This is a genomic window from Mediterraneibacter sp. HA8405 (assembly GCF_056148955.1).
Map to the genome: position 1 here is coordinate 1,150,739 of NZ_CM148758.1, position 26,177 is coordinate 1,176,915.

Sequence of the window (26,177 nt, forward strand, 5' to 3'; positions counted from 1 at the left end):
GAGGAAAGATGTATGAGCAGGTATTGGAATGAATTTCCACGATATGAACAGCCGGATGCAGGGGAACTTCGAAGAAAATCCGACGCCAGCAAAAAGAAAGCCCAGAGCAGAGGAAAGATCCTTGAGCCTGTCCAGGTTCAGGGAAGAAATATAGCGAAGACATGGTGGGGAAAGGCGTGGTGCGACAATCTGGAACGGTACGCAGATTACGAGAGCCGTCTGGGCAGAGGAAAGAGATATGTGCGGAACGGCTCAGTTATAGATCTGAAGATCCAGAAGGGAAAAATCCTTGCAAGAGTGCAGGGAAGCCGTAAGACTCCATATAAAGTCGAGATACGGATCAGTCCGCTGTCTGAGGAAAAATGTCAGGATATCCTTTCAAGATGCGGAAAGAAACTGGAAAATCTGGAGGCGCTGCTTGGAGGGAATTTTCCGGATGAAATGAAGGAGCTTTTTCAGGGAAAAGGAGGATTGTTTCCTGAACCGAGGGAGATCAGCTTTAACTGCAGCTGCCCGGACTGGGCTCTGATGTGCAAGCATGTTGCCGCAGCCCTGTACGGCGTGGGCGCAAGGCTTGATGAAAATCCGCTCCTGTTTTTTGAACTGCGGGGAATTGATGTGGGGAGATTTATTGACGTTGCCCTTGAAAATCGTGTGGAAGCCTTGCTTGCGAATATGGACAGAAAAAGCAGCCGGGTGCTGGATGACGGCGACATTGGGACATTATTCGGAGTGCTGTAGGTATTAAAAAAGAAAATTATTCACGTTTATTAAACCCTTTCCGCTCTTTCGCGGCTTCGATCAGTTCTTTGGCTTCCTCAAAGGCTTCGGGCAGATATTCGTCTGCCCACTCTTTTCCCTGTTTTTCCTGCTTCTTGATGTCTTCCCATTTCGTCAGGACTTCACCGGTATCAGATACCGTGGCTTCTCCAAAAACATGGGGATGCCGGCGGATCATTTTGTCGATTACGGTCTGGATTACATCGTCCATGGTAAACAGACCTTCCTCCTCTGCGATCTGCGCGTGAAATACTACCTGCATGAGCAGGTCGCCCAGCTCTTCTTTCAGATTGTCGGGATCCCCGGTCTGCTCCAGAATATTGATGCCGCAGATGACTTCCGCGGCCTCCTCAATACAAGGCTTTTTCAGGCTTATATGGGTCTGGGCCCGATCCCAGGGACAGCCGTCCGGAGCCCGGAGACGGGCGATTACTTCTTCAAATTCTTCAAACTTTGTCATGGCTGCTTTACCATACATTCCTTTCTGTAAAATGCGATTCCATATTTCAGGATATCAGAATAGCCTTCCTGCCTCAGAGCTTCTTCATACTTCTGGTCTTCGATCTGCTTAAGCGCTTCATCACATCTGCGTTCCAGTTCCTGATATGTCCGGGCAATTTTGATCTCCATGATTACAGCTTTCCCTCTGACGCTCGGGTATTTCAGCAGGATATCGGGACGCCCGTTCCCGGATTCCCGGTTGGAGAGTACAATATAGTTTCCGATATTTTTAAGCATCCCTGCAAGAAAACCATGATAGTAGCTCTCCTGATAGTCATAAAAACTGATTGTTTCCATCAGATTGTCAGAGAGGATCTGCGCCATAGTATCGCAGTCGCCGTTTAAGATACTTTCATAGAGAGGGGAAAGCTCCTTCTCCTTTGTCTTCTCCTCAAACCACCGCAGTACAGTGTTTTTATAAATGTGACGGACTTCACTGTTCGGTATTGCCATTTCGACAAGGATATCCTCGCCGTCCTGGCGTTGGCTGATCTTTTTCAGATACCCTGTAAAGAACAGGAAGTTCCAGAGGTTGTCCTGCGTGGAGTCCATATCGTCGTAAGTAATATCTTCGTGAATCGGTTTTGTGATTGTCTTTCCCTCAATCAGAGCTTCGATTTCCTGCTTTACCGAGATATCTGCCCGTTCTACGAGAGTGCGGACAATGCTGTTGGAACTGGTATTGGACCAGTAGGGTTTCAACAGAGCTTTTTTGTCGTTATAGCAGGAATTTACATAATTGATGACGCTCCACGGATTGTACACTTCAGTATTGCCGAACTGGTATCCGTCGTACCATGCTCTGACTGCGCTCAAATTTTCTTCAAGACCGTAATGTACAAGCATCTGATCCACCTCGTCTTGAGTAAATCCGAAGTGTTCGGCGTAGGCTGTATCCATGATTGAAACAATATTCAGATTATTTAATCCGGTAAAAATGGATTCTTTACTGATGCGCAGACATCCTGTGACTACTGCAAATTCCAGAGTATCGTTTGTCTTGAGAGCCGACTCGAACAATGAGCGGATCAGGCGGACCATCTTATCATAGAAACCGCTGAAATACGCATTCTCAAGAGGAACGTCATACTCATCGATTAGGATGACCGTCTTCCTCCCGTAGAAAGCGTACAGACACTCGGAGAGGAATTTCAGTGATGTAAGGTATTCATTATCGTCCGCTTTGCGATTCATCAAAAGATCATATTTTGTGCGGTCATCATTGCTGTCCAGATTTTGGGAAATCTCCGGATGCTTTTTGAATTCCCGCGCTATATCCTCTTTCAGACAGTGAAACGCCGATTCATAGTTCCCTTGTTTCATAGATTTCAGGGACAACGAAATTACAGGATACTGTCCGGCTTCCTTTCGATATTTTTCTCCGGCTTTCATGATTTTCGTTCCTGCAAACAGACGGGAACGATCCTCCTGAGATTTTTCAAAAAAATACCGGAGCATGCTCATATTCAGTGTTTTGCCGAAACGGCGCGGCCGGGTGAAGAGGTTAACTTTTCCACGCAGATCGATCAGATCTTTTATCAATAATGTTTTGTCAACATAATAATAGCCTTTTGTAATAATTTCCTCAAAATTTTCCACTCCGACCGGCAATGGTGTCCATTCCATACAGAAACGCCTCCCTTCCATTCGTAGTTCAATCTTACTACGATTGGAAGAGAGGCGCAAGATTCATTCTTTTTGATCTCTGTGAACAGGTTTTATCCGTTATTTCCTGTTGTGGACAGCCGGATGGCTTTATCTTTGCTGCAGCTGATCTTATTCTCAAGGTCATAGACGGCATTGCTGATCACATATTCTCCATCGTTTATATATACCTCGATGAGATTGGGATCAACCAGGACTTCCAGCCGGAAGCCGTCTCTGATTTCAGGCGTTTCGGAAATCAGATGGGCGCCTTCAACATTAGCGGGATAGACTTGTGTGCGGTCAGTGACGATCTGGTTTCCTTTTCTTGTGATAAGAAATCCGCCGATATCGATTGTTTCGCCGTCTTCCAGGTCAAAAGCAGCCATGTAGCCGTCTTCGGAAGCCTCTGCGGTATCCCGGATTATTCTGGAGTAAGCACTGCGGATATTCGGATGCATGCGGAAATAAATATGTCCGTCCTTTCGTTCTACCATCCGGGGAGAACAGAACATGCCGATCCAGCCTTCTTCTGTTACCTTTGGCATACGAACCCATGCTGTCATAATCCTTCTGCCATCTTTATCCAGGGTTGTCTGGGGCGCGTACAGATCCAGGCCATAGTCCAGATACTGGTACTGATCGGGAATCTGTATCCGGCACTCTGATTCATCAAAAGATACCGGAAAACAGAGGGACTGGTTTTTCTCTTTTTCTCCATTTGTCAGAAAGCCCATGGCCGACAGAAGCAGAACGCCGCCGCCTTCTGTCTCAAAATAATCCGGACATTCCCACATCCATCCGTATTCCGGCCCCTTCCATGCCTTATTTACATAAGTCCAGGTATGGAGATCTTCGCTGCGGTAGAAAAGAACCTCGCCGTATTTTTCTTCTATTGTACTTCCAAGGATCAGATACCAGGCGTCTTTCCCTCTCCAGATTTTCGGGTCTCTTGTGTGGGTTCGGTCTCCGATGGAAGGATCTGTGACGGGAGGAATGATTACTTCCTTGTCATGTTCATTGTCAAACCGGAATCCGTCGTCCGAAGAAATCATAAGCTGGGAAGCTTCGAACTGTTCGTTGAGACAGGTGTGGGGGTCATCGGGATTGACGACTTCATAGCGGACGCCTGTATAAACCAGGTACAGTTTTCCGTCTTCTTCAATGGCGCTTCCGGAAAAGCATCCGTTTAAATCTGCCCGTGTGGTAGGGTAGAGGGCCAGACCTTTGTGTTCCCATGTAACCAGATCTCTGCTTATGGCATGTCCCCAGTGCATGGTGCCCCAGCGGGGTTCATAGGGAAAATACTGATAAAAAAGGTGGTAGTATCCTTTGTAGTAAATAAAGCCGTTGGGATCGTTTACCCAGTTGTCCGGCGCTTTTAAGTGTAATGCGTGTTTTTTCATACTGCCTCCAAATATTCTGCCATGGCCGAAATGTCACCCGGACAAAGGCCATGGCAGTTATGATTATAATATTCTTTTATAATTCCGCATAGTTGATTCCTGTTTCTTTATCAAAGAAATGCATTTTTGACGGCATGAATACAAAGTTGATCCGGTCGCCGATCTGACTGATCTCATACTTGGACACACGGGCTACGGCCTGAGAACCGCCGAAGTTGAAGTAGAGGTTGTTTTCGTTTCCCATAACCTCTGTATCTGTAATGACAGCGTGCTGGGCGTTGCCTTTGTTGAGTTCCATATTCTGCGCGTCCATCTTGATGTCTTCACCGCGGATGCCGAGGATCATTTCGCCCTGACGGCCGTTCAGTTTCTTCATCATACCTTCGGACAGTGTCATTGTGCTGCCGTCGGCAAATTTTACAGTGCCTTTGTCAACTGTCACATCGAAGAAGTTCATCTGAGGCGATCCGATGAATCCGGCTACGAACTGATTTACCGGATGATCATAAAGTTCCATTGGTTTTCCGACCTGCTGGATCACGCCGTCTTTCATAATGACAATGCGGTCAGCCATGGTCATGGCCTCTACCTGGTCGTGGGTTACATAGATGGTAGTAGCGCCGATCTGTCTGTGAAGTTTACTGATTTCTGTTCTCATGCTGACACGGAGTTTCGCGTCAAGGTTTGAAAGCGGCTCATCCATGAGGAACACCTTGGAATTCTTTACAATCGCGCGGCCCAGTGCGACTCTCTGGCGCTGGCCTCCTGAAAGATTTTTCGGTTTACGGTAGCGGTATTCTTCCAGTCCCAGGATTTTGATTGCCCAGTCTACTTTCTGTTTGATCTGATCTGCCGGCATTTTCATGTTTTTCAGGCCATATCCGATATTTTTCTCAACCGTCATGTGAGGATAGAGCGCGTAATTCTGGAATACCATTGAGATGCCTCTGTCTCTCGGAGCTACGTCATTTACTTTTTTCCCGTCTATGTAGAGCTCGCCGCCTGTGATCTCCTCAAAACCTGCGATCATGCGGAGTGTTGTGGATTTCCCGCAGCCGGACGGGCCGACAAATGCGATAAATTCTTTCTCCTCAATATCAAGAGTGAAGTTGTCTACTGTATTTTTATCTGATCCGGGATACATTTTACATATATTTTTAAATTCTATAAAACTCATTTCCTTATCCTTCCTTTGAACCTGTTGATGTAACACCTTCTACAATCTGTTTCGAGAACAGGGAGTAGATGATGATGACCGGTATTGTAACCAGAGTAATAACTGCAAGTGTCTGTCCCATCGTTGTATTTTCATTTGATGTAATAGAGTTCAGACCGATCTGAGCCGTCAGCAGATCGCTTGATGTAAATACCAGCGACGGCCAGAGGTAATCATTCCATACATTCAGGAAAGTAAATACACTGACAGTTGCAACAACTGTTTTTGACATTGGCAGAACCATAGTGAAGAAGTATTTCACAGGTCCGCAGTAGTCCAGCTGCGCCGCCTCATACACATCGTCCGGCAGACTTACGAACACCTGCCGGAACAGGAAGATGTTGAACGGGTTTACGATCAGCGGCAGAATATAGCCTACGATTGTATTCAGGAGACCGGCCTTCGCAATAATCAGGAAATGAATCGTAATGACCGTCTCTGTCGGTACGATCAGGAGCATGATAATGATCATAAGCCACTGATCACGGAAAGGAAATTTAATTTTTGCCAGAGCATATCCTGCCAGTCCGTTTACAACAATACTCAGAACAATGAGGATTGCCGCGTAAAGGAGCGTATTTAACATGTATCTTAAAAAGTTCGTGTCTGTAATAATAGATATATAGTTGTCAAAGAAGTTCCCGCTTAAAGCCGGAGGAATAAACGCGGCTATGGAATTCATGTCTGCCGTGATGGCCGCGTCCGGTTTAAAGGAGTTGGCCAGCATCCAGATGACCGGAAACAGGAAGAAGATGGAAAGAACCAGCAGCACGGCTACCAGAATCCAGTTAATTCGCTTTTGCTTTTTTGTGAACATGTTTTCTTCCCTCCTTGTCCTTAGTCAGTACGTTCTGGATGATTGTCAGGATTACGACAAATACGGTGAATACGATCGCCATTGTGGACGCAAGTCCCATCTCCCAGTTAACAGTACCGGTTTCGTAAATGTCATATACAAGTGTATAGGTTGAGTGATCCGGTCCGCCGCCTGTCATAACCATTGGCTGTACCAGCATACGGAATGCTCCGATTGTGACTGTGATAAATACAAATATACAGAGCGGTTTCAGTTCCGGCAGCGTAATGTCCTTGAATTTCTGCCAGCCGCTTGCATGGTCGATTTCGGCAGCCTCATAAAGCGCAGGGTTGATGTTCTGCAGTCCTCCCAGGAAGATGATCATCTGGTATCCGACGCCCTGCCATACACTCATGATCGCGATAGACGGAAGAGCCTGATCAGCGCTGTGGATAAACGGCTGGGCGTCAATTCCGAGATGGGCCAGAAGTGTATTCAGGATTCCCTCCGGGCTGTAGATCTGCATCCACAGTGTGGAGACAACTGCCAGGGACATAACTACCGGCACGAAAAACGCGACTTTAAAATATTTCTTGCAGTGGGCAGCCTTGTTGATGGCCAGCGCCAGCAGAAGGGCTCCGCCGCACTGCAGGGGTACAATAATGATTACAAATTTTACAGTATTGAAAAATGACTGTACAAAAAGCTCGTCTTTAAAAATATTGATATAGTTTTCCAGTCCCACAAAGTGCGTCAGCTCCGGGTTCAGCGCGAAATAGTCAGTAAAGCTGAAACCAAATGTAAGAAGCATCGGCAGGAATAAAAACAGAGTGAGAAGTACAAGTGCAGGCCCGAAAAACGCCATTCCTAAAATTGAATTTTTCTTTTTCATCCTTTATTCCCTCGTATAACGTTCCAGTTTTTGGTCGATCCGTTCCACAGCTTTATCAAGCTCTTCATTTACATCTTTCCCGCTGAGCGCCACACTTTCCAGAACTTCCTGGAAACTGGTGCTCACCTGGGGATATACAGGCGTCTTCGGTCTCGGATGTCCGTAATTGCTCAGCTGATTGTACAGAGCGCTGTAGTTTTCATCTGTCTGGAAGACATCTATATTTTCAAAAGCTTCATATGTAGACGGGAAGTTTTTGGTCATATCCCAGATCCGGATGCCGCTTTCCACTCCGCTCATCCATTTGACAAGTTCTGTGGCGCCCTCGATATCCTTTGTTTCCGTCGTTGCCGCGAAGGCCCAGGAACCGGTAGGCGTGTAAGCTTCTCCGTCCCAGTCGTCGCTTACGATATATGGCGCAACTCCCAGATTGATATCCGGATAACTGGTGTATACTGTGTTTACTTCCCAGGCTCCGTCAAATTTGAAAGCGGCGCGTCCGCTCTCAAACAGATGATCAATGGGGGCTTCGGACATATATTCGTTTTCAACAATGGTGCGGAAATATTCCATTGCGGCGGCTGTCTGCTCTGAATTGAAATATCCGTCTACCGTCAGTCCGTCGTCACTTACAAGCTCTCCGCCGCCGGACCAGACAAACGGAGCAAAGTAATAGATGCTTGTTTCTCCTACCGGAAAGGTCATGTCCAGCGGATAACCGTTTTTCTCATCCATAAGAGGCTTCAGCTCTTCAAGAATGTCAAGAAATTCCGACCATGTCCAGGGATCATCCGCGTCAGGAATCTCAATTCCCGCTTCTTCGATAATGTCTTTGTTATAGTAGAAACCTACGCTGGATTCCATAACTCCCAGCGCATACAGCTTGTCGTTTACGGTCCCCTGCTCAATAATAGAGGGAAGATATTCTGCCTCTTCTTCCTCTGTAAGCTCTGCCAGAGGCTGAATAATACCATTTGCCGCGTAGGCTGAGATGTTCGGGCCGTCTACCGTAAGTACATCCGGGAGCCCGCCGGCCATGACAGAAGCGTTTACCTTGTCGGAATAACCGCCGCCGCTGTCATTTCTGGGCACGAACTCAATGTCAGCAAAGTACTGTCCGTCATAGGCTTCATTAAAGGTTTCCACCGATTCCTTGTAGGCCTGCCCCTCCTCTGTGTCCTCGATCGAGTGAACCCATATGGAAAGATACTCTTCGCCTTCGTCATATCCGGCAATGTCTCCCGGCTCGGGATCTTTCTGCTGACATCCGGACAGACAGGCTGCGGCGAAGAGAGTTACCGTAAGGTACAGCAATCGTCTTCTCATTCCATTTCCTCCTTTTTTGAAAAATATATTACCGGTTAAGTAACCGGTTCCTTTACTGCAATAATAGTCCCTTTGCGGCACCGGTGTCAATAGAAAAAGGCAGATTCGGCAGATGTCATATTTCAGGGCTGAAATTTCTGTATATATTTCACAAAACCGGTTTTGTTACCGGTTACTTTATTGATTTATCGTAATATGTTCTGATATACTATACTCATTCAGATAATAAATCTCGACAGTTATTTTATGAAAAGGAAGGGAAGAAATTGATGAAATCAAAGAAAGTGACATTTGCAGACATTGCGGAATACACGGGATTTTCCAAGACAACGATTTCAAGGTATTTCAACAATCCTGACTCCCTTACTCTGGAGAACCAGCAGAAAGTTGCAGATGCCCTTATAGCTCTTGATTATAAGGAAAATAAAGTAGGAAGGATTCTTGCAAGCGGCAGAACAGAATTTGTCGGAATTATCATACCGAACCTTTATATGCATTATTATTCAGAGATGCTGAACCAGATCCTGGATACTTATGAGAAATACGGGTACAAATTTCTTGTGTTCGCAGGAAATGAAAAGGCCGATGTGGAACGGAGATATATCGAAGAGCTGATGGCATACAATATCGAAGGAATGATTATTTTAAGTCCGACGATTCCGTCCGAAGAGCTCGCTTCCTACAATGTGCCTGTAGTCGGGATCGAAAGGGAAGACCGGTATATCTGCAGCGTGAATACAGATAATTATATGGGAGGGGTACAGGCGGCAAGTCTGCTGAGAAAGAGTGATTGTGACATTATTATTCATGTAAACGGAAATCTGCCGGACACATCTCCGGCTTACGGGCGTATTCGCGGATTTGTGGACACCTGTGAGGAATACCACCTTCCCTACCGGCTGATTCTTACACATCTTGGAAATACATTTGAAGAAAATCGGCAGGGCATAGCAAAGATCATAGATGATCTGGAAAGGGAATACTCGGATAAGAAAAAGGGGATTTTCATGCCCAATGATACACATGCCAATGTACTTTTAAATCTTCTGTTTCAGAGATACGGAAAACTTCCGGAAACTTATCAGATCATAGGATTTGATAATTCGCCGATTTCCCGGGAAGCAGTTATTCCTACCAGTACTGTGGGGCAGCAGATATCCGTGATTGCCAGTGAGGCGATGGAACTTCTTTCTGAACTGATGGAAGAGCGGAAAAAAAGAAGGCCGACGCCGTTAAAGGAGCCGGTACATAAAATAATTCCGCCTATTCTGATACGGAGAGGGACAACGGTATAATGCGGGATAAACACCCGTTTTCTGATATTCAGCGGCAGTGACAGAGCCGGAGAATCGGCTAATTAACATGTATAAAAAAGGAGAAAAAGACCTATGAGCCAGATTTTAAGGGATGCAAGAAGATATGAAGAGGCAAGAGACAGACAGATCGCAGATGAGCCAAGACCGTCATTTCACCTTTCTACAAGAACAGGGTGGCTCAACGATCCGAACGGCTTTTCTTATTACAATGGAGAATACCATCTGTTTTACCAGTATCATCCGTATGATTCACACTGGGGACCGATGCACTGGGGGCATGCTGTGAGCAGTGATCTGCTTCACTGGCGTTATCTTCCGGCAGCTCTCGCCCCGGATACAGATTATGACAGAGACGGCTGCTTTTCAGGCAGTGCTGTTACCCTGGATGCCGGCAGACATATGCTGATGTACACCGGGGTTGTGAAAGAAACACAGTCTGACGGCAGCAGCCGTGAAGTACAGACCCAGTGCATAGCTATAGGAGACGGAACTGATTATGAAAAATTCTCAGGCAATCCGGTACTGACCGAGAAGGATCTTCCGGAGGACGGAAGCCGCTTTGACTTCCGGGATCCCAGAGTATGGCGTGAGAAGGACGGCACTTTCCGCTGCGTGGTTGGCAACTGCACGCCGCAGAAGGACGGAAGGATCCTTCTCTACAGCAGCCCGGACGGGATGAAATGGAAATTTGAAAAGATCCTGATCAGCAACAACGGCCGGTTTGGCCGGATGTGGGAATGCCCTGATTTTTTCGCGCTGGACGGAAAGCAGGTGCTGCTTGTAAGCCCTCAGGATATGCTTCCTCAGGGCTTTGAGTACCATAATGGCAATGGAACGGTATGCATTATCGGAGATTTTGATGAGAAGACAAACACATTTACCGAGGAACATAATCAGGCCATAGACTATGGAATTGATTTTTACGCGCCACAGACAATACTGACCCCGGACGGCCGCCGGATCATGATCGGCTGGATGCAGAACTGGGATACCTGTAATCTGCACTCTCCGAAACGTCCGTGGTTCGGACAGATGAGCCTGCCAAGGGAAATTTCTGTAAAAGACGGGCGGCTGCTCCAGAGACCGATCCATGAACTGGAAAAAATGCGCAGGAACCGGGTGGAATATGAAAATGTTGCCTTTACTGATATGATCCGTCTGGACGGAATTAAAGGCCGCCGGATCGATATGGAGCTTACGCTGCGCCCCGGTGATGTCAACGAGGTGTACAGAAAGTTTGCTATGCGTTTCGCTCAGAACGATACCTGCCATACAGCAATCAGTTTCCGGCCTCATGAATCCATTCTTAAGATCGACAGGAAATTTTCCGGTTCCAGAAGGGCGATCATCCATCAGAGAAGAAGCCTTGTCAGAACGGAGGGCGGAAAACTTACGCTGCGCATAATTCTGGATAATTTCAGCGTGGAAATATTTGTAAATGACGGAGAACAGGTGCTTACGGCGACAATCTATACGGATCTTTCCGCAGAGGGGATCTCCTTCTATGCAGACGGAAAGGCAGAGATTGATGTGGTAAAATACGATCTTGTATCAGAGTAACGATACATAAGAATAAAAGCGACAGTGGTCTGATCCTCGACCCCTGCCGCTTTTTTCATGGATTCATAAGTAAAGTGATTGAATACCGCAATGGTCCCCGTCCCACGCCGATCATGGCAAGAATGTCTGCGGCCTTTGCAAGAGAGGCATGATTGTGGTATTCTTATATCAATGGCTGTGCATGGGTATGCCTGCACAGTATTTTTCTTTAAGGAGGTCAAACTGTGAGATTAGATAAATTATTGGAACGGCTGGACTATAAAGTGCTGCAGGGAACGGATCAGACAGAAATCACCACGCTGATTAACGACTCCCGGAAAGCGGAGAAAGGTTCTGTATTTGTCTGCATCAGCGGGGCTGTCTCAGACGGACACAGCTATGCCGCGGATGTGGCGGCTAAGGGGGCCGCGGCTCTTGTGGTGGAGCACAATGTGGACGTCCCGGCGGATGTGACAGTGATTCTTGTGAAAGATACCAGATATGCTCTGGCGCTGATGTCCGCGGCGTATTTCGGCTATCCGGCAGAAAAGATGAAAATTATCGGAATCACAGGTACAAAGGGAAAGACAACGACAACCTATATGATCAAATCCATTCTGGACGGGGTGGGACACAAAGTCGGTCTGATCGGAACCATCGAGGCCATTATCGGGGAAAAACATATTCCGGCGGCAAATACAACGCCGGAGTCCTACACCATACACAAATATTTCGCGGAAATGGCGGAAGCAGGATGCGACTGTGTGGTAATGGAAGTGTCTTCCCAGGGTCTGATGCTTCACCGGACGGCAGGGATTCCTTTTGAGATCGGCATCTTTACCAATCTGGGAAAAGACCATATCGGGCCCAATGAGCACAAGGATTTTGAGGATTACAAACGCTGCAAAGGGCTGCTTTTCCGGCAGTGCAGACTGGGAATTGCCAATGTGGATGATAAATATTTCAAAGATGTATTCCGGAACGCCACCTGCAGGGTGGAGACCTTCGGTTTCTCTGAAAATGCCGACCTGCGGGCAGAAAATGTAAAGCTGGTGTCCCGGCCGGGGTACCTGGGCGTGGCATATCACGTATCCGGTCTCATGGATTTTGATGTGGAGATCGATATTCCGGGCAAATTCAGTGTCTATAATTCACTGACCGCCATTGCCGTGTGCCGTCATTTCCAGGTGCCTGTGGAGAAGATAAAGGAAGTGCTGAAGCAGGCAAAGGTAAAGGGCAGAATCGAGATGATCAAGGTATCGGATGAATTTACTCTGATGATTGACTACGCCCACAATGCCATGAGTCTGGAAAGCCTTCTGACCACGCTGAAGGAATACAATCCGAAGCGTCTCGTCTGCCTCTTCGGATGCGGCGGAAACCGCTCCAGAGACAGAAGATATGAGATGGGAGAAGTGTCCGGAAGACTTGCGGATCTGACCATTATTACATCAGACAATCCCAGATTTGAGGAGCCCCAGGACATTATCGACGACATAAAGATCGGAATCGGCAGAACAGACGGAAAATATGTGGAAATCTGCGACCGGAAAGAGGCCATTAAATACGCTATTGCAAACGGGCAGCCGGGAGACGTGATCGTGCTTGCCGGAAAAGGCCATGAGGACTACCAGGAGATCAGAGGTGTCAAACATCCCATGGATGAGCGGGTACTGATCGCCGAAGTTCTGGAAGAGCTGAAACAGGAACGGTCATAAAGCAGGACAGAACACAGAAGACAGGTGGGAATGTGTTTGCAGACATTATCATAGATATAAAACATGAAAAACTGGATAAAATCTTTCAGTACAGGATTCCTGACAGACTGGAGAACGAGCTGAAAGCCGGCATGGAAGTAATCGTTCCTTTCGGAAAAGGAAACCGGCCCGTAAAAGGCTATGTTACGGGAATCACAGACAGCTGCAGCTATGATCTTTCAAAAGTCAAGGAGATCACAGACATATCCAGGGACAGCGTGGAGATTGAGGCAAAGCTGATTGCCCTTGCGGCCTGGATGAAAGAGAATTACGGAGGCACTATGATTCAGGCCCTGAAAACGGTGCTTCCCATTAAACAGAAGGAAAATGCCAGAGTAAAGAAATATCTGCGCCTTCTTCTGGAGAAAGATGCAGGAAAGGAAAAGCTGGACTTTTATCTGGAAAAGAATCAGAAAGCAAGAGCCAGACTGCTGGCCGCGCTTCTGGATCAGCCGGTGCTGGAATATGATCTGGCAGTGAAAAAACTGCATATTACGCTTCCGGTAATCCGCGCCCTGGAGGAACAGGGCGTGCTGGCCCTGGAGTCGGAGCAGGTGTACCGCAACCCGGTCCGAGGCGGCAGCAGGGAAGCGCCGAAGATTACATTTACACCGGAGCAGCAGGCGGCAGTCAGCCGGTTTGAGCAGGACTACCGGGAGGGAAGACGGAATACGTACCTGCTTTACGGGGTTACCGGAAGCGGAAAGACGGAAGTGTATATGGAAATGATCCGGCAGGTCGTACAGATGGGAAAACAGGCTATTGTTCTGATCCCGGAGATCGCCCTGACTTATCAGACGGTAATGCGCTTTTACCGGTATTTCGGACAGCGGGTGTCGATTATGAATTCCCGCCTGTCCGCCGGGGAACGCTACGACCAGATGATGCGGGCAAAAGCCGGAGAAGTGGATGTGATGATCGGCCCCCGGTCCGCCCTTTTTACTCCTTTTCCGGATCTGGGACTGATTGTCATAGATGAGGAACATGAGCCGACGTATAAAAGTGAACAGGTTCCCCGCTACCACGCCAGGGAAACTGCCGTTAAGCGTGCGGAGCTGGAAGGGGCCGGCGTGGTTCTGGGAAGCGCCACCCCTTCTCTGGAAGCCATGTACCGGGCCAGGAAAGGGGAATACGTTCTCCTTACCATGAAAAACCGTTCCCGGATGCAGAGTATGGCGCAGGTTCACATTGCCGACCTTCGGGCAGAGCTGAAAGAAGGCAACCGCTCAATCTTAAGCCGCAGGCTGCAGGAGCTGATGGAGGAACGGCTGGAGAAGAAGGAGCAGATTATGCTGTTCTTAAACCGGAGAGGTTATTCCGGATTTGTTTCCTGCCGGGAGTGCGGACAGGTGGTAAAATGTCCCCATTGCAATGTGTCTCTTTCGGTCCACCGGGGCGGGAAAATGGTGTGCCATTACTGCGGTTATGAACAGCCGAAAGTAACCCGCTGTCCGGAGTGCGGTTCTCCCTATATCGGGGAATTCCGGGCAGGAACACAGCAGATTGAGGATCTGGTAAAGAAGCGGTTCCCGGAAGCGAAAATACTCCGGATGGATATGGACACCACCCGGCAGAAGGACGCCCATGAGAAGATTCTGGAGGCTTTTGCCAACGAGGAGGCGGATATCCTTGTGGGGACCCAGATGATCGTAAAAGGCCACGACTTTCCGAATGTGACGCTGGTGGGAGTGCTGGCGGCGGATATGTCCCTGTACACAGATGATTACCGTTCCGGCGAGCGGACCTTTCAGCTGCTGACCCAGGCGGCGGGACGGGCCGGCAGAGGCGAGCGCCCGGGGGATGTGGTGATTCAGACTTACGATCCGGGCCATTATGCCATCGAAGCCGCGGCAGCTCAGGATTATGAGATGTTTTATGAGCAGGAAACCGCCTACCGGGAGATGATGGGATATCCTCCGGCGGAGAACCTGACGGCAGTGCATGTATCCTGCGAGGATGAAGAACTGCTGGAAAAAGGATGTCATTATCTGAAAGAATACATTCTGCGAATAAAAGGAAATGTACCGGTACAGGTGATTGGTCCGGCCAGTCCGGGCATCGATAAGATCCGGGATGTGTACCGCCGGGTGATCTATCTGAAGTCGCCCAGGTATGATACACTGGTGAAGATCAAAGATATGATGGAAAAATACATTGAAATTAATTCTGGATTTGATAAAATGAGAATTCAGTTTGACTTTAACCCGATGTAACAGAATAGAGTACTTATGAAATTATTTGGAGGGAAAAATATGGCAATCAGAGAAGTCAGAGAAATCGGAGACGACATACTTACAAAACAATGCAAAAAAGTTACAAAAATGACCTTCCGGACCAAACTGCTGATCACAGACATGCTGGAGACCATGTATGAAAAAAACGGCGTAGGTCTGGCCGCGCCTCAGGTAGGCGTGCTCAAACAGATTGTTGTCATTGATGTGGGGGAAGGTCCCATTATTCTGATCAATCCGGAGATTACAGAGACTTCCGGAGAACAGACCGGGGAGGAAGGATGCTTAAGCGTGCCGGGCAAGTGGGGAATCGTTACCCGTCCGGATCGTGTAAAGGTCCGGGCTCTGAATCAGGATATGGTGCCCTTCGAGGTGGAAGGAGAAGGACTGCTTGCAAGGGCATTCTGCCATGAGATCGACCACCTGCACGGCGAACTGTATGTAAATAAGACACAGGACGGCCTTCATGACGTATCATATGAGCCGGAAGATGAAACGGAGGAATAGAGAATGCGGATTATATTTATGGGAACTCCCGAATTCTCCGTGGGGACACTGGAAGCCCTGGTAGAGGCGGGACATGACGTATGCCTGGCAGTGACCCAGCCGGATAAGCCTAAGGGCAGGGGCAAGGAAATGCAGCCTACCCCGGTGAAGGCCGCGGCCTTAAAGCACGGCATTCCGGTCTATCAGCCGAAGAAGATCCGGGATCCTCAGTGCGTGGAGGAACTGGCAAAATATCATGCGGATGTATGTGTGGTCATTGCTTTCGGCCAGATCCTGCCAAAAAGTATTCTGGAGCTGACGCCTTACGGGTGCATTAATGTACATGCTTCCCTGCTTCCAAAATACCGGGGAGCGGCGCCCATACAGTGGGCAATCCTGAATGGAGAGACTGTGACAGGAGTTACAACGATGCAGATGGATGAGGGACTGGACACAGGCGATATGATTCTGAAAACCGAGGTGCCCGTCACAGAGGAGGAAACCGGGGACAGCCTTCATGACAAGCTGGCTCTGACAGGAGCGCGGCTGTGCGTGGAAACCATAAAAGCGCTGGAAGATCACACGGCGGTATTTGAAAAACAGGGAGAATCCCCTACCGCATACGCGAAGATGCTGGATAAGAAGATGGGAAATATTGACTGGAGCCAGTCCGCCGTGAAAATCGAGCGCCTGGTCCGCGGACTGAATTCCTGGCCCAGCGCCTATACCCACTGGAAGGGAAAGACCCTGAAGATCTGGCGGGCGAAAGCAGAGGGGGAAGGAAACGGCGCGGGTGTTCCGGGAACTGTGATAAAAGTGGAAAAGGAACGGTTCACCGTGCAGACAGGAGACGGAGTTCTGCATGTATATGAACTGCAGATCCCGGGAAAGAAAAGAATGGAGAGCGGAGCATTTTTAAGAGGATATGCTCTTGAGGAGGGAACCGTATTAACACAGGAATCATAATGGAGGCGATATAATGTTTTATTACTATTATGACTGGACTTATATTCTTGTACTGATCGGCGTCCTGATCTGTCTGGCGGCGTCGGCCCGGGTGAGACAGGTGTTCGCGAAGTATTCCAGAGTGCAGAGCAGACTGCGCCTGACCGGAAAGGAAGCGGCGGAGGAGATTCTCCGGCGGAACGGCATCTATGATGTGCGGGTGATCCATATTCCGGGAAATCTTACGGATCACTACAACCCCGGCAACAAAACGCTGGGACTTTCGGATACGGTATATCAGTCTTCTTCTGTTGCGGCTGTGGGTGTGGCAGCCCATGAGTGCGGCCACGCGGTACAGCATGCCAGAGGATATGCGCCGCTGACCATCCGGGGCGCCCTTGTGCCGGTGGCAAACTTCGGCTCTGCTCTGGCCTGGCCCCTGATTCTGATCGGACTTCTGATTACCGGAGAGACCTCTGTTTTTCTGATCAATCTGGGAATCCTGCTCTTCTCTGCGGCAGTACTTTTCCAGCTGGTCACTCTTCCGGTGGAGTTCAATGCTTCCCGGAGAGCGGTAGACGTGCTGGGGGCTTCCGGAATGCTTTATCCGGATGAGCTCTCCTCTGTAAAAAAAGTGCTGGGAGCGGCGGCCCTGACTTATGTGGCAGGAGCCGCGTCGGCTATTCTGCAGCTTCTGCGTCTGCTGATCCTGACAGGAGGAAGAAGAAGGAATGACTAAATCAGTAAATGAACGGGAAATTGTGCTGGCGGTTCTGATGGAAGTGACTGAGAAGGGGGCTTACAGCCACCAGATCCTCGGGGACGTACTGGCGAAATACCAGTATCTTGAAAAAAGGGAGCGGGCATTTATCACCCGTGTGACAGAGGGAACGCTGGAGCATCTGATCGAGATCGACTATATTCTGGATCAGTTTTCCAAAGTAAAAGTGCGGAAAATGAAGCCGGTGATCCGGGGCATCCTGAGAAGTTCCGTATACCAGCTGAAATATATGGACAGTGTGCCGGACCGGGCGGTCTGCAGTGAAGCAGTGAAGCTGGCCGTGAAAAAAGGATTTTCCGGTCTGAAAGGATACGTAAACGGCGTACTCAGAACGGCAGCAAGAGAACTTCCGGGCATAGCATATCCGTCTGACAGAAAACAGGAAATGTCCGTCCGGTATTCCTGTCCGGAATGGATTCTGGATCTGTGGCAGCAGGAATATGGAGAAGCAAAGACAGAAATCATGCTTCGGTCCCTGCAGGAAGAGCATCCTCTGACAATCCGATGCTGCCGGAACCGGATTTCCGTGGAAGAACTGCGGAGCCGTCTGGAAGAAGAGGGCGTGAAATCGGAGATTCATCCTTACCTGCCTTATGCCCTGAGCATATCCGGATATGATTACCTGGAAGGGCTTGAGACGTTCCGGGAGGGCTTTTTTGCCGTGCAGGATGTAAGTTCCATGCTTGTGGGAGAACTTGCGGCTCCCCGGGCCGGGGCGCAGGTGCTGGATGTGTGCGCCGCGCCGGGCGGCAAATCCCTTCATGTGGCGGAAGAACTCATCCTTGCCGCCGAAGCTTCCGGCAGTCCGGAAAACTGCGGCATGGTGGAAGCGAGGGATCTGACAGAATATAAAACAGAGCTGATCCGGGAAAACATTGACCGCTCAGGCATTTCCAATGTGCGGGCGGTCTGCCGGGACGCCTCTGTTCCGGATCCGGAATGGACCGGGAAAGCGGATCTTGTACTGGCCGATCTGCCCTGTTCCGGCCTGGGGGTAATGGGCAGAAAACCGGACCTGAAATACCGGGTATCCCCGGAAGATATCCGGGAGCTGGCCGCTCTTCAGAGAAAGATCTTAAGCTGCGTACAGGCTTACGTAAAACCGGGCGGCGTTCTCATGTACAGCACCTGTACGGTCAACCATGCGGAAAATGAAGAGAATGTACAGTGGTTTTTAAACGAATATCCGGAATTTGAGCCGGAAGATATAAGCAGCCGTCTCTGTCCGGATCTTCAGAGCGCCTGTACAGATACCGGATGCCTCCAGCTTCTGCCGGGCGTACATAAAAGCGACGGATTCTTTATTGCCAGACTGAGAAAACAGGAGGACAGAACATGAAAAAAGACATCTGTTCTTTTACATACGAAGAACTGAAGGAGGAGATGGCATCCATCGGGGAAAAATCTTTCCGGGCAGGACAGATCTACGACTGGCTTCACGTAAAGCTCTGCGGCAGTTTTGCGGAAATGACCAATCTGTCCAAAAGTCTCCGGGAGAAGCTGGAACAGGAATATGAGATTCTGCCCGCGGACATGGAAGAACGGCAGATTTCTGCCCTGGACGGGACAAACAAATTTCTGTTCCGGCTCTATGACGGAAATATGGTGGAAAGCGTTCTTATGAAATATAAACACGGAAATTCCGTGTGCATCTCTTCACAGGCAGGGTGCAGGATGGGATGTGTTTTCTGTGCATCCACCATCGGAGGCCTGAACCGGAATCTGACAGCTTCCGAGATGCTCCGGCAGATCTACCAGATTCAGAAAATCACCGGGGAGCGGGTGTCAAATGTGGTAGTGATGGGAACCGGAGAGCCTCTGGACAACTATGACAATCTTCTGAAATTCATCCACATTCTGACGGGAGAGCACGGCCTGCATATCAGCCAGAGAAATGTGACCGTTTCCACCTGCGGCATTGTGCCGAAGATTCTGGAACTGGCGGAAGAAAAACTGCAGATTACACTGGCGCTTTCCCTGCACGGGGCGACCCAGGAGAAGCGCAGGAAACTGATGCCAATTGCCAATAAATACGAACTGTCCCAGGTACTGGCGGCCTGTGACGCATATTTTGAAAAGACGGGGCGGCGGGTGACTTTCGAATACAGTCTGGTACACGGCGTCAACGATACGCCGGAAGACGCAGGAGAACTGACAGCTCTTCTGAAACACCGGAACTGCCATTTGAACCTGATTCCGGTCAATCCTGTGAAAGAACGGAATTTTGTCAGACCAAGCAGGGAAAATGCCCTGAATTTCAAAAATAATCTTGAAAAAAGCGGAATAAATGTTACTATAAGAAGGGAAATGGGCTCTGATATAGACGGAGCCTGCGGACAGCTCAGAAGGAGGAGGCTATGAGGACATTTTCAATTACAGACGTAGGAATGGTACGGCAAGTGAACCAGGATTACGTCTTTACTACAGATAAACCGCTGGGAATCCTCCGGAATCTGTTTGTAGTAGCGGATGGAATGGGCGGTCACCAGGCAGGAGATTACGCTTCAAAGTATACTGTGGAAGTATTGCAGAGAGAGCTGAAAAACAGCGAAGGCGAGGACGTGGAGAAGGTTCTTGTCGGGGCGATAAAGACTGCCAACAAAGAGATTATAAAAGAAGCGTCCAGGGACGTCCATCTCAAGGGAATGGGAACTACGGTGGTGGCGGCGACCATTGTCAACCAGATGATGTATTTCGCAAATGTGGGAGACAGCCGTCTCTATCTCATTAACCAGGGAATTCAGCAGCTTACGAAAGACCATTCTCTGGTAGAAGAAATGGTTCGTCTCGGAGGCATCAAACCGGAGGAGGCAAAGCATCATCCGGATAAAAATATCATTACAAGGGCAATCGGCGCAAAAGCAGATGTGGATGTGGATTTCTATGAGCATCGACTGAAAAAGGGCGATATCATCCTGATGTGCACAGACGGTCTGAGCAATATGGTGGAGGATGAAGAACTGTTCCATATTGTGCAGGGAGGAAGAGATATTGTGGAAGCCGGCCAGGCCCTTGTAGCAGCGGCAAAAGAGAATGGCGGTACAGACAATATCGGTGTTGTACTGGTAGAACCGTTTGCGGATGAGGTGAGTGTATTATGATTAAAGAAGGCGTTTTCTTAGGAAAGAGGTATGAAATTCTGGGACGCATCGGTTCCGGCGGCATGGCTGATGTATATAAGGGGAAGGATCATAAGCTGAACCGGTATGTGGCGATCAAAGTATTAAAAAGTGATTACCGTAATGATCAGGTATTTATCCAGAAGTTCGTAAGCGAGGCCCAGGCGGCGGCCGGGCTGATGCATCCGAATGTAGTGAATGTATATGATGTGGGACAGGACAGAGGCCTGTTCTATATGGTTATGGAACTGGTGGAAGGCATTACTCTGAAGGATTATATTGAAAAAAAAGGAAGGCTCTCGGCAAAAGAGACGATCAGTATTTCCATCCAGATGGTAACCGGACTTCAGGCTGCCCATAATCATCATATTATACACAGGGATATTAAGCCTCAGAATATTATTATTTCCAAAGAAGGCAAGGTAAAAGTAACGGATTTCGGAATCGCCCGGGCGACTACGGCAACCCAGACCATCAGTACCAGTGTTATGGGATCGGTTCACTATACATCGCCGGAGCAGGCCCGCGGGGGAGCTGTGGACCAGAAGAGCGATATCTATTCCGTTGGTATTACCATGTATGAGATGATTACCGGACATGTTCCCTTTGACGGAGACTCCACAGTATCTGTGGCTCTGAAGCATCTTCAGGAAGAAATTGTTTCTCCGTCAGAGGAAGTGCCGGATATTCCATACAGTCTGGAGTGCATTATTATGAAATGTACTCAGAAAAATCCGGAGCGCAGATATCACGACTGCGCGTCTCTTCTTCAGGATCTGAAACGGTCTCTTGTTGATCCGGACGGTGATTTTGTCGCAATGGGTGCAGTGCCGGATGACTCGGACCGGACCGTTGTTATGTCGACAGACGAGATCAGGCGGCTTCAGGAACAGAATTATGATGATGACGACGATGACTACGATGATGATGACGACGAAGACGATGACGAGGATGACGATGACAGCCGCGCGTATGACAGAAGACGCAGGAGAAAGAAGGATGTAAATCCGGATACGAAGAAAATCATGCGTATTCTTATGATTGTGGCCGGCGTGATTATTGCCTTACTTGTTCTGTTTCTGGTAGGAAACGCAGTAGGTTTGTTCAGCGGCCCGGGGATCGGAACATCCAGTGAGGAAGATACGGTAAAAGTTCCGGATCTGCGTGGTATGACAGAAGAAGAGGCAAGAGATGAGCTGAGCAAGTATGAGCTGGGGCTTGATGTGGTGGGAGAGGAGCCTTCCAACGAATATGAGGCCGGAGAGATCAAAAGTCATACGCCGGGACCGGATGAAACAGTAGAAAAACACACCACAATAGAAGTAATACTGAGTACCGGTGAAGAGGCGGAGACGGTTGCTGTGCCGGATGTTGTCAATAAAGAGGAGTCCCAGGCGGAACAAATGCTGCGTGATGCCGGACTGAAAGTAACAAAAGGCGAAGCCCAGTACAGCAGTGATGTGGAAGAAGGCTATGTAATCTCCTGTAATCCGGATGTCGGAACTGAAGTTGATGAAGGAAGCAGTGTTGAGATTATCGTAAGTCTCGGCACCCAGCCTGCGACAGTGCCGAAACTGACAGAAGGCAGCGCGGCAGATGCGGAAGCAGCTCTCAAAGCTGCCGGTCTGGTGGGCAGCGCAACCGAAGAATATAGTGATGACGTGGCGGAAGGCATAGTAATTTCCCAGAGCATAGATCCGGGAACTGAGGTGTCACGAGGCACTACGGTATCCTATGTTGTAAGCCGCGGACCTGAGACAAAGATTGTGAATGTGCCTGATATTTACGGAATGGATGAAGCTACGGCAAGTCAGACGCTCTCGAGATACGGTCTGGTAGGTGAGTATGCCGGCGAAAGCTTCAGTGACGAGTACGGGGCAGGTCAGATCTGCAGGATCTCTCCGACTGTGGGAACCAGAGTGTCGGAAGGAACCGTAGTGCAGTACTGGATCAGCGTCGGATCGGAGAATTCAGGTGAGTCGGATACATCGGACAGCGGTACGGATACAGGTGAAAATACAGGATACTGACAGCAGAATAACACGGACAGAGAAAGAAAATATTGCTGCCATGCATGGAAAAATTGTAAAAGGAATTGCCGGATTCTACTATGTTCATATAGTAGGATCCGGTGTTTATGAATGTAAAGCAAAAGGAATCTTCCGCAGGGACGGAATAAAACCTCTCGTGGGTGATGATGCGGAGATAGAGATTCTGGATGAAAAAGAAAAAGAAGGAAATATTGTCAGGCTGCTCCCAAGAAAAAATGAGCTGATCCGTCCTGCAGTAGCCAACATTGATCAGGCCCTGATTGTGTTTGCAGTGACAGAACCAAAGCCTCATATTAATCTTCTTGACCGGTTTCTTGTGACAATGGAGAACCGGGAGATTCCCGCAGTGCTCTGTTTTAACAAGACAGATATTGCCGAAAGCCCGGAAATTGCCGAATTGAAGGAGATATATACGGCCTGCGGTTATCCGGTTCTTTTTACCAGCGCCAGAGAAGAAAAGAATATTGAAGATTTAAAGCGTCTTCTCAGAGGAAAGACGACAGCTATAGCCGGCCCGTCCGGTGTGGGAAAATCTTCCCTGATTAATCTGCTTCAGTCAGAGGTACGGATGGAGACCGGAAGCGTCAGCCGGAAGATTGCCAGAGGCCGCCATACAACGCGGCATTCGGAACTGATTGTTCTGGAAGATGAGTCTTATATTATGGATACGCCGGGATTTAGCTCCCTTTATATAGATAATCTTGAAAAAGAAGATTTAAAATATTGTTTTCCCGAATTTCTGCCTTTTGAAGGAATGTGCAGATTTAACGGCTGCAGCCATATCCATGAACCGGGCTGCGCAGTAACAGAGGCTGTAGAGGCAGGGCAGATACACCGGATCAGATACAGGGATTACGTGGATATGTACCACGAACTGGAAGAAAGGAAAAGGTATTAGGGCATGAAAAAGATTCTGGCGCCGTCAATTCTCTCAGCGGATTTTAAAATTTTGGGGGAACAAATCAGAGAGACTGAAAAGGGAGGAGCACAGTATATCCATTTCGATATAATGGACGGCATGTTTGTGCCGAGTATTTCCTTTGGAATGCCGGTGCTTTCTTCCATAAAAAATCTGACCGGACAGACAATTGACGCTCATCTTATGGTGACGGAACCGGTCAGACTTATGGAAGATTTCGCAAAATGCGGTGCAGATATTCTCACCGTTCATTATGAAGCATGCACAGATCTGAAGGCGGATATTGACTGTATTCACAGTCTGGGTGTGAAGGCAGGAATATCGGTGAAGCCGGAGACGCCGGTGGATGTCCTTGAGCCATATCTGGATCAGGCGGATATGTTTCTTGTTATGTGCGTGGTGCCGGGGTTTGGCGGGCAGACATTTCTTCCCGGATCCATTGAGAAGATCAGACAGTTAAGATCCATGCTTGATGAGAGAGGAATTAAGAAAGATATTGAAGTAGACGGAGGCATTCATCATTCCAATGTGGGAGAGGTGCTGAAGGCCGGAGCAAATGTAATTGTGGCAGGATCTGCAGTGTATCGGGGAAATGTCAGAGATAATACGGAAAGGTTTATGGAGATATTTAAGGATTATGAGTAAACGGACTGTAATTGTAAGCGGCGGTATGCTGGAGGAAGACTTTGTCCTTCCTATTCTGAAAGATGAAGACACGGAGTTTATTATCGGGGTGGACAGAGGCCTTGTATTTCTCTATGATCACGGGATTAAGCCGGATTATATAGTAGGAGATTTTGACAGCACGCCGGAAAGACTTGTGGCATATTACCGGGAAGAAGTAAATGTGCCCATACGGGAATTCAACCCCGTTAAGGATGCGTCGGATACGGAAATCGCGCTCAGACTTTGTCTTGATATGAGGAGAAAGGAAATCTGGATTGTAGGCGGGACGGGCAGCCGTCTGGATCATTTGTGGGCAAATGTACAGTGCCTTCAGATTGCTCTTGACGCAGGAGCAAATGCAAGGATTATGGACAGTCACAACCAGATCCGGCTTCTGAATCAGGGAATTACGCTGAAGCGGGAGGAAGCATTCGGACCATATTTTTCCCTGTTTCCGCTGGAACTTCCGGTGGATGACTTTAATATCAGCGGGGCAAAATATCCGCTGAAAAATCATTTCCTGAAACCGTCTGACAGTCTATGTGTCAGCAATGAGTTCCAGGAGGACGAGGTGAAAATATCCTTCGCTTACGGCCGGGTTATCCTGATGGAGACCAGGGACTGAAAACAGACATACGGACCGGAAATGTCCGTTACAAATATACACACAAGGAGATTAAAGATAAATGAAGCTTGGAATCGTAGGACTACCGAATGTTGGAAAAAGTACATTGTTTAATTCACTGACCAAGGCAGGAGCAGAGTCGGCAAACTACCCGTTCTGTACCATAGATCCGAACGTGGGCGTTGTAACCGTTCCGGATAAGAGGCTGGATGTTCTCGGTGAGATGTATCATACAAAGAAAATTATTCCGGCGGCTATAGAATTTGTTGATATTGCCGGTCTGGTAAAAGGCGCTTCCAAAGGAGAAGGATTGGGCAACCAGTTCCTTGCCAATATCCGGGAAGTAGACGCCATTGTCCATGTGGTAAGATGCTTTGAGAACAGCAATATTGTCCACGTTGACGGAAGTATTGATCCCATGAGAGACATCGAGACCATCAATCTGGAACTTATATTCTCTGATCTGGAGATCCTGGAACGCAGAATTGCAAAGACGGTGAAACTCTCCCGCAATGATAAAGCAGCGGCAAAGGAGCTGGATCTCCTGAACAGAATTAAAGCTCATCTGGAAGAAAACAAACTGGCAAAAAGCTTTGTGACCGAGGATGAGGATGAACAGGCCTGGTTTGCCGGATATAACCTGCTTACAGCAAAACCTGTGATTTTTGCGGCGAATGTATCAGAAGATGACCTGGCAGATGACGGAGCATCCAATCCGGGCGTGCTGGCAGTCAGAAAATATGCGGAGCAGGAAAACTGTGAAGTATTTGTCGTATGTGCCGAGATCGAAGAAGAGATTTCACAGCTGGACGATGATGAGAAAAAAATGTTTCTTGACGATCTGGGACTGGAAGAGTCCGGTCTGGAAAAGCTGATCAAAGCCAGCTATCATCTTCTTGGGCTGATCAGTTATCTGACGGCAGGAGAGCCGGAAGTCCGCGCATGGACGATCAGGAAAGGAACGAAAGCTCCTCAGGCGGCCGGTAAGATCCATTCAGATTTTGAAAGAGGATTTATCCGGGCGGAAGTGGTAAGTTATGACGACCTGATGGCCTGTGGTTCTCATACGGCAGCAAAAGAAAAGGGCCTGATCCGTCTGGAAGGGAAGGATTATATCGTGCAGGACGGAGACATTATGTTGTTCCGTTTTAATGTGTAAACAGCATTGCAGATGATTTAAT

Annotated in this window: 23 protein-coding genes; 16 read left to right on the forward strand and 7 right to left on the reverse strand. The window is 48.5% G+C overall.

Annotation, left to right across the window (positions count from 1 at the left end; all coding sequences use genetic code 11):
* The first annotated feature begins 12 nt into the window (after positions 1–12).
* On the forward strand, positions 13–741 hold the full coding sequence (locus AC0QUU_RS05430; protein WP_474545034.1) for an SWIM zinc finger family protein: 729 nt from the start codon (positions 13–15) through the stop codon (positions 739–741).
* A 16-nt stretch (positions 742–757) separates the two neighbouring features.
* On the opposite strand, the gene AC0QUU_RS05435 is transcribed toward AC0QUU_RS05430, so the two are convergent.
* From AC0QUU_RS05435 to AC0QUU_RS05465, 7 genes are all read right to left on the reverse strand, one after another.
* A complete protein-coding gene (locus tag AC0QUU_RS05435; RefSeq protein ID WP_474545035.1) occupies positions 758–1,240 on the reverse strand; it encodes a MazG family protein in 483 nt (160 codons plus the stop codon).
* The gene (locus AC0QUU_RS05440; RefSeq protein WP_474545036.1) at positions 1,237–2,907 is read right to left on the reverse strand and encodes an AAA family ATPase; all 1,671 of its coding nucleotides are present in this window, start codon (positions 2,905–2,907) and stop codon (positions 1,237–1,239) included. Before AC0QUU_RS05440 ends, AC0QUU_RS05435 begins: the two co-directional genes overlap by 4 nt.
* A gap of 92 nt (positions 2,908–2,999) precedes the next feature.
* Positions 3,000–4,331 carry a glycoside hydrolase family 32 protein gene (locus tag AC0QUU_RS05445; RefSeq protein ID WP_474545037.1) on the reverse strand — a complete coding sequence of 444 codons (1,332 nt, stop codon included), beginning with the start codon at positions 4,329–4,331 and terminating at the stop codon, positions 3,000–3,002.
* 76 nt (positions 4,332–4,407) lie between these two features.
* Positions 4,408–5,508 carry an ABC transporter ATP-binding protein gene (locus AC0QUU_RS05450; protein ID WP_474545038.1) on the reverse strand — a complete coding sequence of 367 codons (1,101 nt, stop codon included), beginning with the start codon at positions 5,506–5,508 and terminating at the stop codon, positions 4,408–4,410.
* 4 nt (positions 5,509–5,512) lie between these two features.
* Entirely contained in the window at positions 5,513–6,364 is an 852-nt protein-coding gene (locus AC0QUU_RS05455) for a carbohydrate ABC transporter permease (RefSeq protein WP_474545039.1), read from the reverse strand.
* Positions 6,336–7,235, reverse strand: coding sequence for a carbohydrate ABC transporter permease (locus AC0QUU_RS05460; protein ID WP_474545040.1), 900 nt, complete (start codon positions 7,233–7,235; stop codon positions 6,336–6,338). Before AC0QUU_RS05460 ends, AC0QUU_RS05455 begins: the two co-directional genes overlap by 29 nt.
* Before the next feature lie 3 nt (positions 7,236–7,238).
* On the reverse strand, positions 7,239–8,561 hold the full coding sequence (locus tag AC0QUU_RS05465) for an ABC transporter substrate-binding protein (protein ID WP_474545041.1): 1,323 nt from the start codon (positions 8,559–8,561) through the stop codon (positions 7,239–7,241).
* A 269-nt stretch (positions 8,562–8,830) separates the two neighbouring features.
* On the opposite strand from AC0QUU_RS05465, the gene AC0QUU_RS05470 reads away from it, so the two are divergent.
* The 15 genes from AC0QUU_RS05470 to ychF all read left to right on the forward strand — a co-directional run bounded on the left by AC0QUU_RS05470 (position 8,831) and on the right by ychF (position 26,155).
* A complete protein-coding gene (locus AC0QUU_RS05470; RefSeq protein ID WP_474545524.1) occupies positions 8,831–9,856 on the forward strand; it encodes a LacI family DNA-binding transcriptional regulator in 1,026 nt (341 codons plus the stop codon).
* Between the two features lie 93 nt (positions 9,857–9,949).
* Positions 9,950–11,437 (forward strand): glycoside hydrolase family 32 protein, encoded by a 1,488-nt coding sequence (locus tag AC0QUU_RS05475; protein ID WP_474545042.1) that lies wholly within the window; start codon positions 9,950–9,952, stop codon positions 11,435–11,437.
* 224 nt (positions 11,438–11,661) lie between these two features.
* A complete protein-coding gene (locus AC0QUU_RS05480) occupies positions 11,662–13,134 on the forward strand; it encodes a UDP-N-acetylmuramoyl-L-alanyl-D-glutamate--2,6-diaminopimelate ligase (protein WP_474545043.1) in 1,473 nt (490 codons plus the stop codon).
* Positions 13,135–13,166: 32 nt separating this feature from the next.
* A complete protein-coding gene (gene priA / locus AC0QUU_RS05485; protein ID WP_474545044.1) occupies positions 13,167–15,386 on the forward strand; it encodes a replication restart helicase PriA in 2,220 nt (739 codons plus the stop codon).
* A 39-nt stretch (positions 15,387–15,425) separates the two neighbouring features.
* The gene (def, locus tag AC0QUU_RS05490; RefSeq protein ID WP_474545045.1) at positions 15,426–15,911 is read left to right on the forward strand and encodes a peptide deformylase; all 486 of its coding nucleotides are present in this window, start codon (positions 15,426–15,428) and stop codon (positions 15,909–15,911) included.
* Between the two features lie 3 nt (positions 15,912–15,914).
* Positions 15,915–16,856, forward strand: a complete 942-nt coding sequence (fmt, locus tag AC0QUU_RS05495; RefSeq protein WP_474545046.1) for a methionyl-tRNA formyltransferase — start codon at positions 15,915–15,917, stop codon at positions 16,854–16,856.
* 13 nt (positions 16,857–16,869) lie between these two features.
* Positions 16,870–17,574 carry a zinc metallopeptidase gene (locus tag AC0QUU_RS05500; protein WP_474545047.1) on the forward strand — a complete coding sequence of 235 codons (705 nt, stop codon included), beginning with the start codon at positions 16,870–16,872 and terminating at the stop codon, positions 17,572–17,574.
* A complete protein-coding gene (gene rsmB / locus AC0QUU_RS05505) occupies positions 17,567–18,955 on the forward strand; it encodes a 16S rRNA (cytosine(967)-C(5))-methyltransferase RsmB (protein ID WP_474545048.1) in 1,389 nt (462 codons plus the stop codon). Before AC0QUU_RS05500 ends, rsmB begins: the two co-directional genes overlap by 8 nt.
* Positions 18,952–19,977 carry a dual-specificity RNA methyltransferase RlmN gene (gene rlmN / locus AC0QUU_RS05510; RefSeq protein WP_474545049.1) on the forward strand — a complete coding sequence of 342 codons (1,026 nt, stop codon included), beginning with the start codon at positions 18,952–18,954 and terminating at the stop codon, positions 19,975–19,977. The genes rsmB and rlmN overlap by 4 nt, the downstream gene beginning before the upstream one ends.
* On the forward strand, positions 19,974–20,717 hold the full coding sequence (locus tag AC0QUU_RS05515) for a Stp1/IreP family PP2C-type Ser/Thr phosphatase (RefSeq protein WP_474545050.1): 744 nt from the start codon (positions 19,974–19,976) through the stop codon (positions 20,715–20,717). Before rlmN ends, AC0QUU_RS05515 begins: the two co-directional genes overlap by 4 nt.
* On the forward strand, positions 20,714–22,765 hold the full coding sequence (gene pknB / locus AC0QUU_RS05520) for a Stk1 family PASTA domain-containing Ser/Thr kinase (RefSeq protein ID WP_474545051.1): 2,052 nt from the start codon (positions 20,714–20,716) through the stop codon (positions 22,763–22,765). The genes AC0QUU_RS05515 and pknB overlap by 4 nt, the downstream gene beginning before the upstream one ends.
* Before the next feature lie 40 nt (positions 22,766–22,805).
* Entirely contained in the window at positions 22,806–23,684 is an 879-nt protein-coding gene (gene rsgA / locus AC0QUU_RS05525; RefSeq protein WP_474545525.1) for a ribosome small subunit-dependent GTPase A, read from the forward strand.
* Between the two features lie 3 nt (positions 23,685–23,687).
* Complete coding sequence (gene rpe / locus AC0QUU_RS05530) at positions 23,688–24,350, forward strand: ribulose-phosphate 3-epimerase (RefSeq protein WP_474545052.1); 663 nt, start codon at positions 23,688–23,690, stop codon at positions 24,348–24,350.
* The gene (locus AC0QUU_RS05535) at positions 24,343–24,996 is read left to right on the forward strand and encodes a thiamine diphosphokinase (protein WP_474545053.1); all 654 of its coding nucleotides are present in this window, start codon (positions 24,343–24,345) and stop codon (positions 24,994–24,996) included. The genes rpe and AC0QUU_RS05535 overlap by 8 nt, the downstream gene beginning before the upstream one ends.
* Before the next feature lie 61 nt (positions 24,997–25,057).
* Complete coding sequence (gene ychF, locus AC0QUU_RS05540; protein ID WP_474545055.1) at positions 25,058–26,155, forward strand: redox-regulated ATPase YchF; 1,098 nt, start codon at positions 25,058–25,060, stop codon at positions 26,153–26,155.
* Positions 26,156–26,177: the final 22 nt, after the last annotated feature.

Excerpts from the sequence above, each read along its gene's own strand:
- AC0QUU_RS05435 (WP_474545035.1), bottom strand. The coding sequence starts at position 1,240 with ATGACAAAGTTTGAAGAATTTGAAGAAGTAATCGCCCGTCTCCGGGCT.
- AC0QUU_RS05455 (WP_474545039.1), bottom strand. The coding sequence starts at position 6,364 with ATGTTCACAAAAAAGCAAAAGCGAATTAACTGGATTCTGGTAGCCGTG.
- AC0QUU_RS05465 (WP_474545041.1), bottom strand. The coding sequence starts at position 8,561 with ATGAGAAGACGATTGCTGTACCTTACGGTAACTCTCTTCGCCGCAGCC.
- rsgA (WP_474545525.1), top strand. The coding sequence starts at position 22,806 with ATGCATGGAAAAATTGTAAAAGGAATTGCCGGATTCTACTATGTTCAT.
- pknB (WP_474545051.1), top strand. The coding sequence starts at position 20,714 with ATGATTAAAGAAGGCGTTTTCTTAGGAAAGAGGTATGAAATTCTGGGA.
- AC0QUU_RS05515 (WP_474545050.1), top strand. The coding sequence starts at position 19,974 with ATGAGGACATTTTCAATTACAGACGTAGGAATGGTACGGCAAGTGAAC.
- ychF (WP_474545055.1), top strand. The coding sequence starts at position 25,058 with ATGAAGCTTGGAATCGTAGGACTACCGAATGTTGGAAAAAGTACATTG.
- AC0QUU_RS05460 (WP_474545040.1), bottom strand. The coding sequence starts at position 7,235 with ATGAAAAAGAAAAATTCAATTTTAGGAATGGCGTTTTTCGGGCCTGCA.
- rsmB (WP_474545048.1), top strand. The coding sequence starts at position 17,567 with ATGACTAAATCAGTAAATGAACGGGAAATTGTGCTGGCGGTTCTGATG.
- rpe (WP_474545052.1), top strand. The coding sequence starts at position 23,688 with ATGAAAAAGATTCTGGCGCCGTCAATTCTCTCAGCGGATTTTAAAATT.
- AC0QUU_RS05535 (WP_474545053.1), top strand. The coding sequence starts at position 24,343 with ATGAGTAAACGGACTGTAATTGTAAGCGGCGGTATGCTGGAGGAAGAC.
- fmt (WP_474545046.1), top strand. The coding sequence starts at position 15,915 with ATGCGGATTATATTTATGGGAACTCCCGAATTCTCCGTGGGGACACTG.
- AC0QUU_RS05470 (WP_474545524.1), top strand. The coding sequence starts at position 8,831 with ATGAAATCAAAGAAAGTGACATTTGCAGACATTGCGGAATACACGGGA.
- AC0QUU_RS05440 (WP_474545036.1), bottom strand. The coding sequence starts at position 2,907 with ATGGAATGGACACCATTGCCGGTCGGAGTGGAAAATTTTGAGGAAATT.
- AC0QUU_RS05445 (WP_474545037.1), bottom strand. The coding sequence starts at position 4,331 with ATGAAAAAACACGCATTACACTTAAAAGCGCCGGACAACTGGGTAAAC.
- AC0QUU_RS05475 (WP_474545042.1), top strand. The coding sequence starts at position 9,950 with ATGAGCCAGATTTTAAGGGATGCAAGAAGATATGAAGAGGCAAGAGAC.
- AC0QUU_RS05500 (WP_474545047.1), top strand. The coding sequence starts at position 16,870 with ATGTTTTATTACTATTATGACTGGACTTATATTCTTGTACTGATCGGC.
- rlmN (WP_474545049.1), top strand. The coding sequence starts at position 18,952 with ATGAAAAAAGACATCTGTTCTTTTACATACGAAGAACTGAAGGAGGAG.
- def (WP_474545045.1), top strand. The coding sequence starts at position 15,426 with ATGGCAATCAGAGAAGTCAGAGAAATCGGAGACGACATACTTACAAAA.
- AC0QUU_RS05450 (WP_474545038.1), bottom strand. The coding sequence starts at position 5,508 with ATGAGTTTTATAGAATTTAAAAATATATGTAAAATGTATCCCGGATCA.
- AC0QUU_RS05430 (WP_474545034.1), top strand. The coding sequence starts at position 13 with ATGAGCAGGTATTGGAATGAATTTCCACGATATGAACAGCCGGATGCA.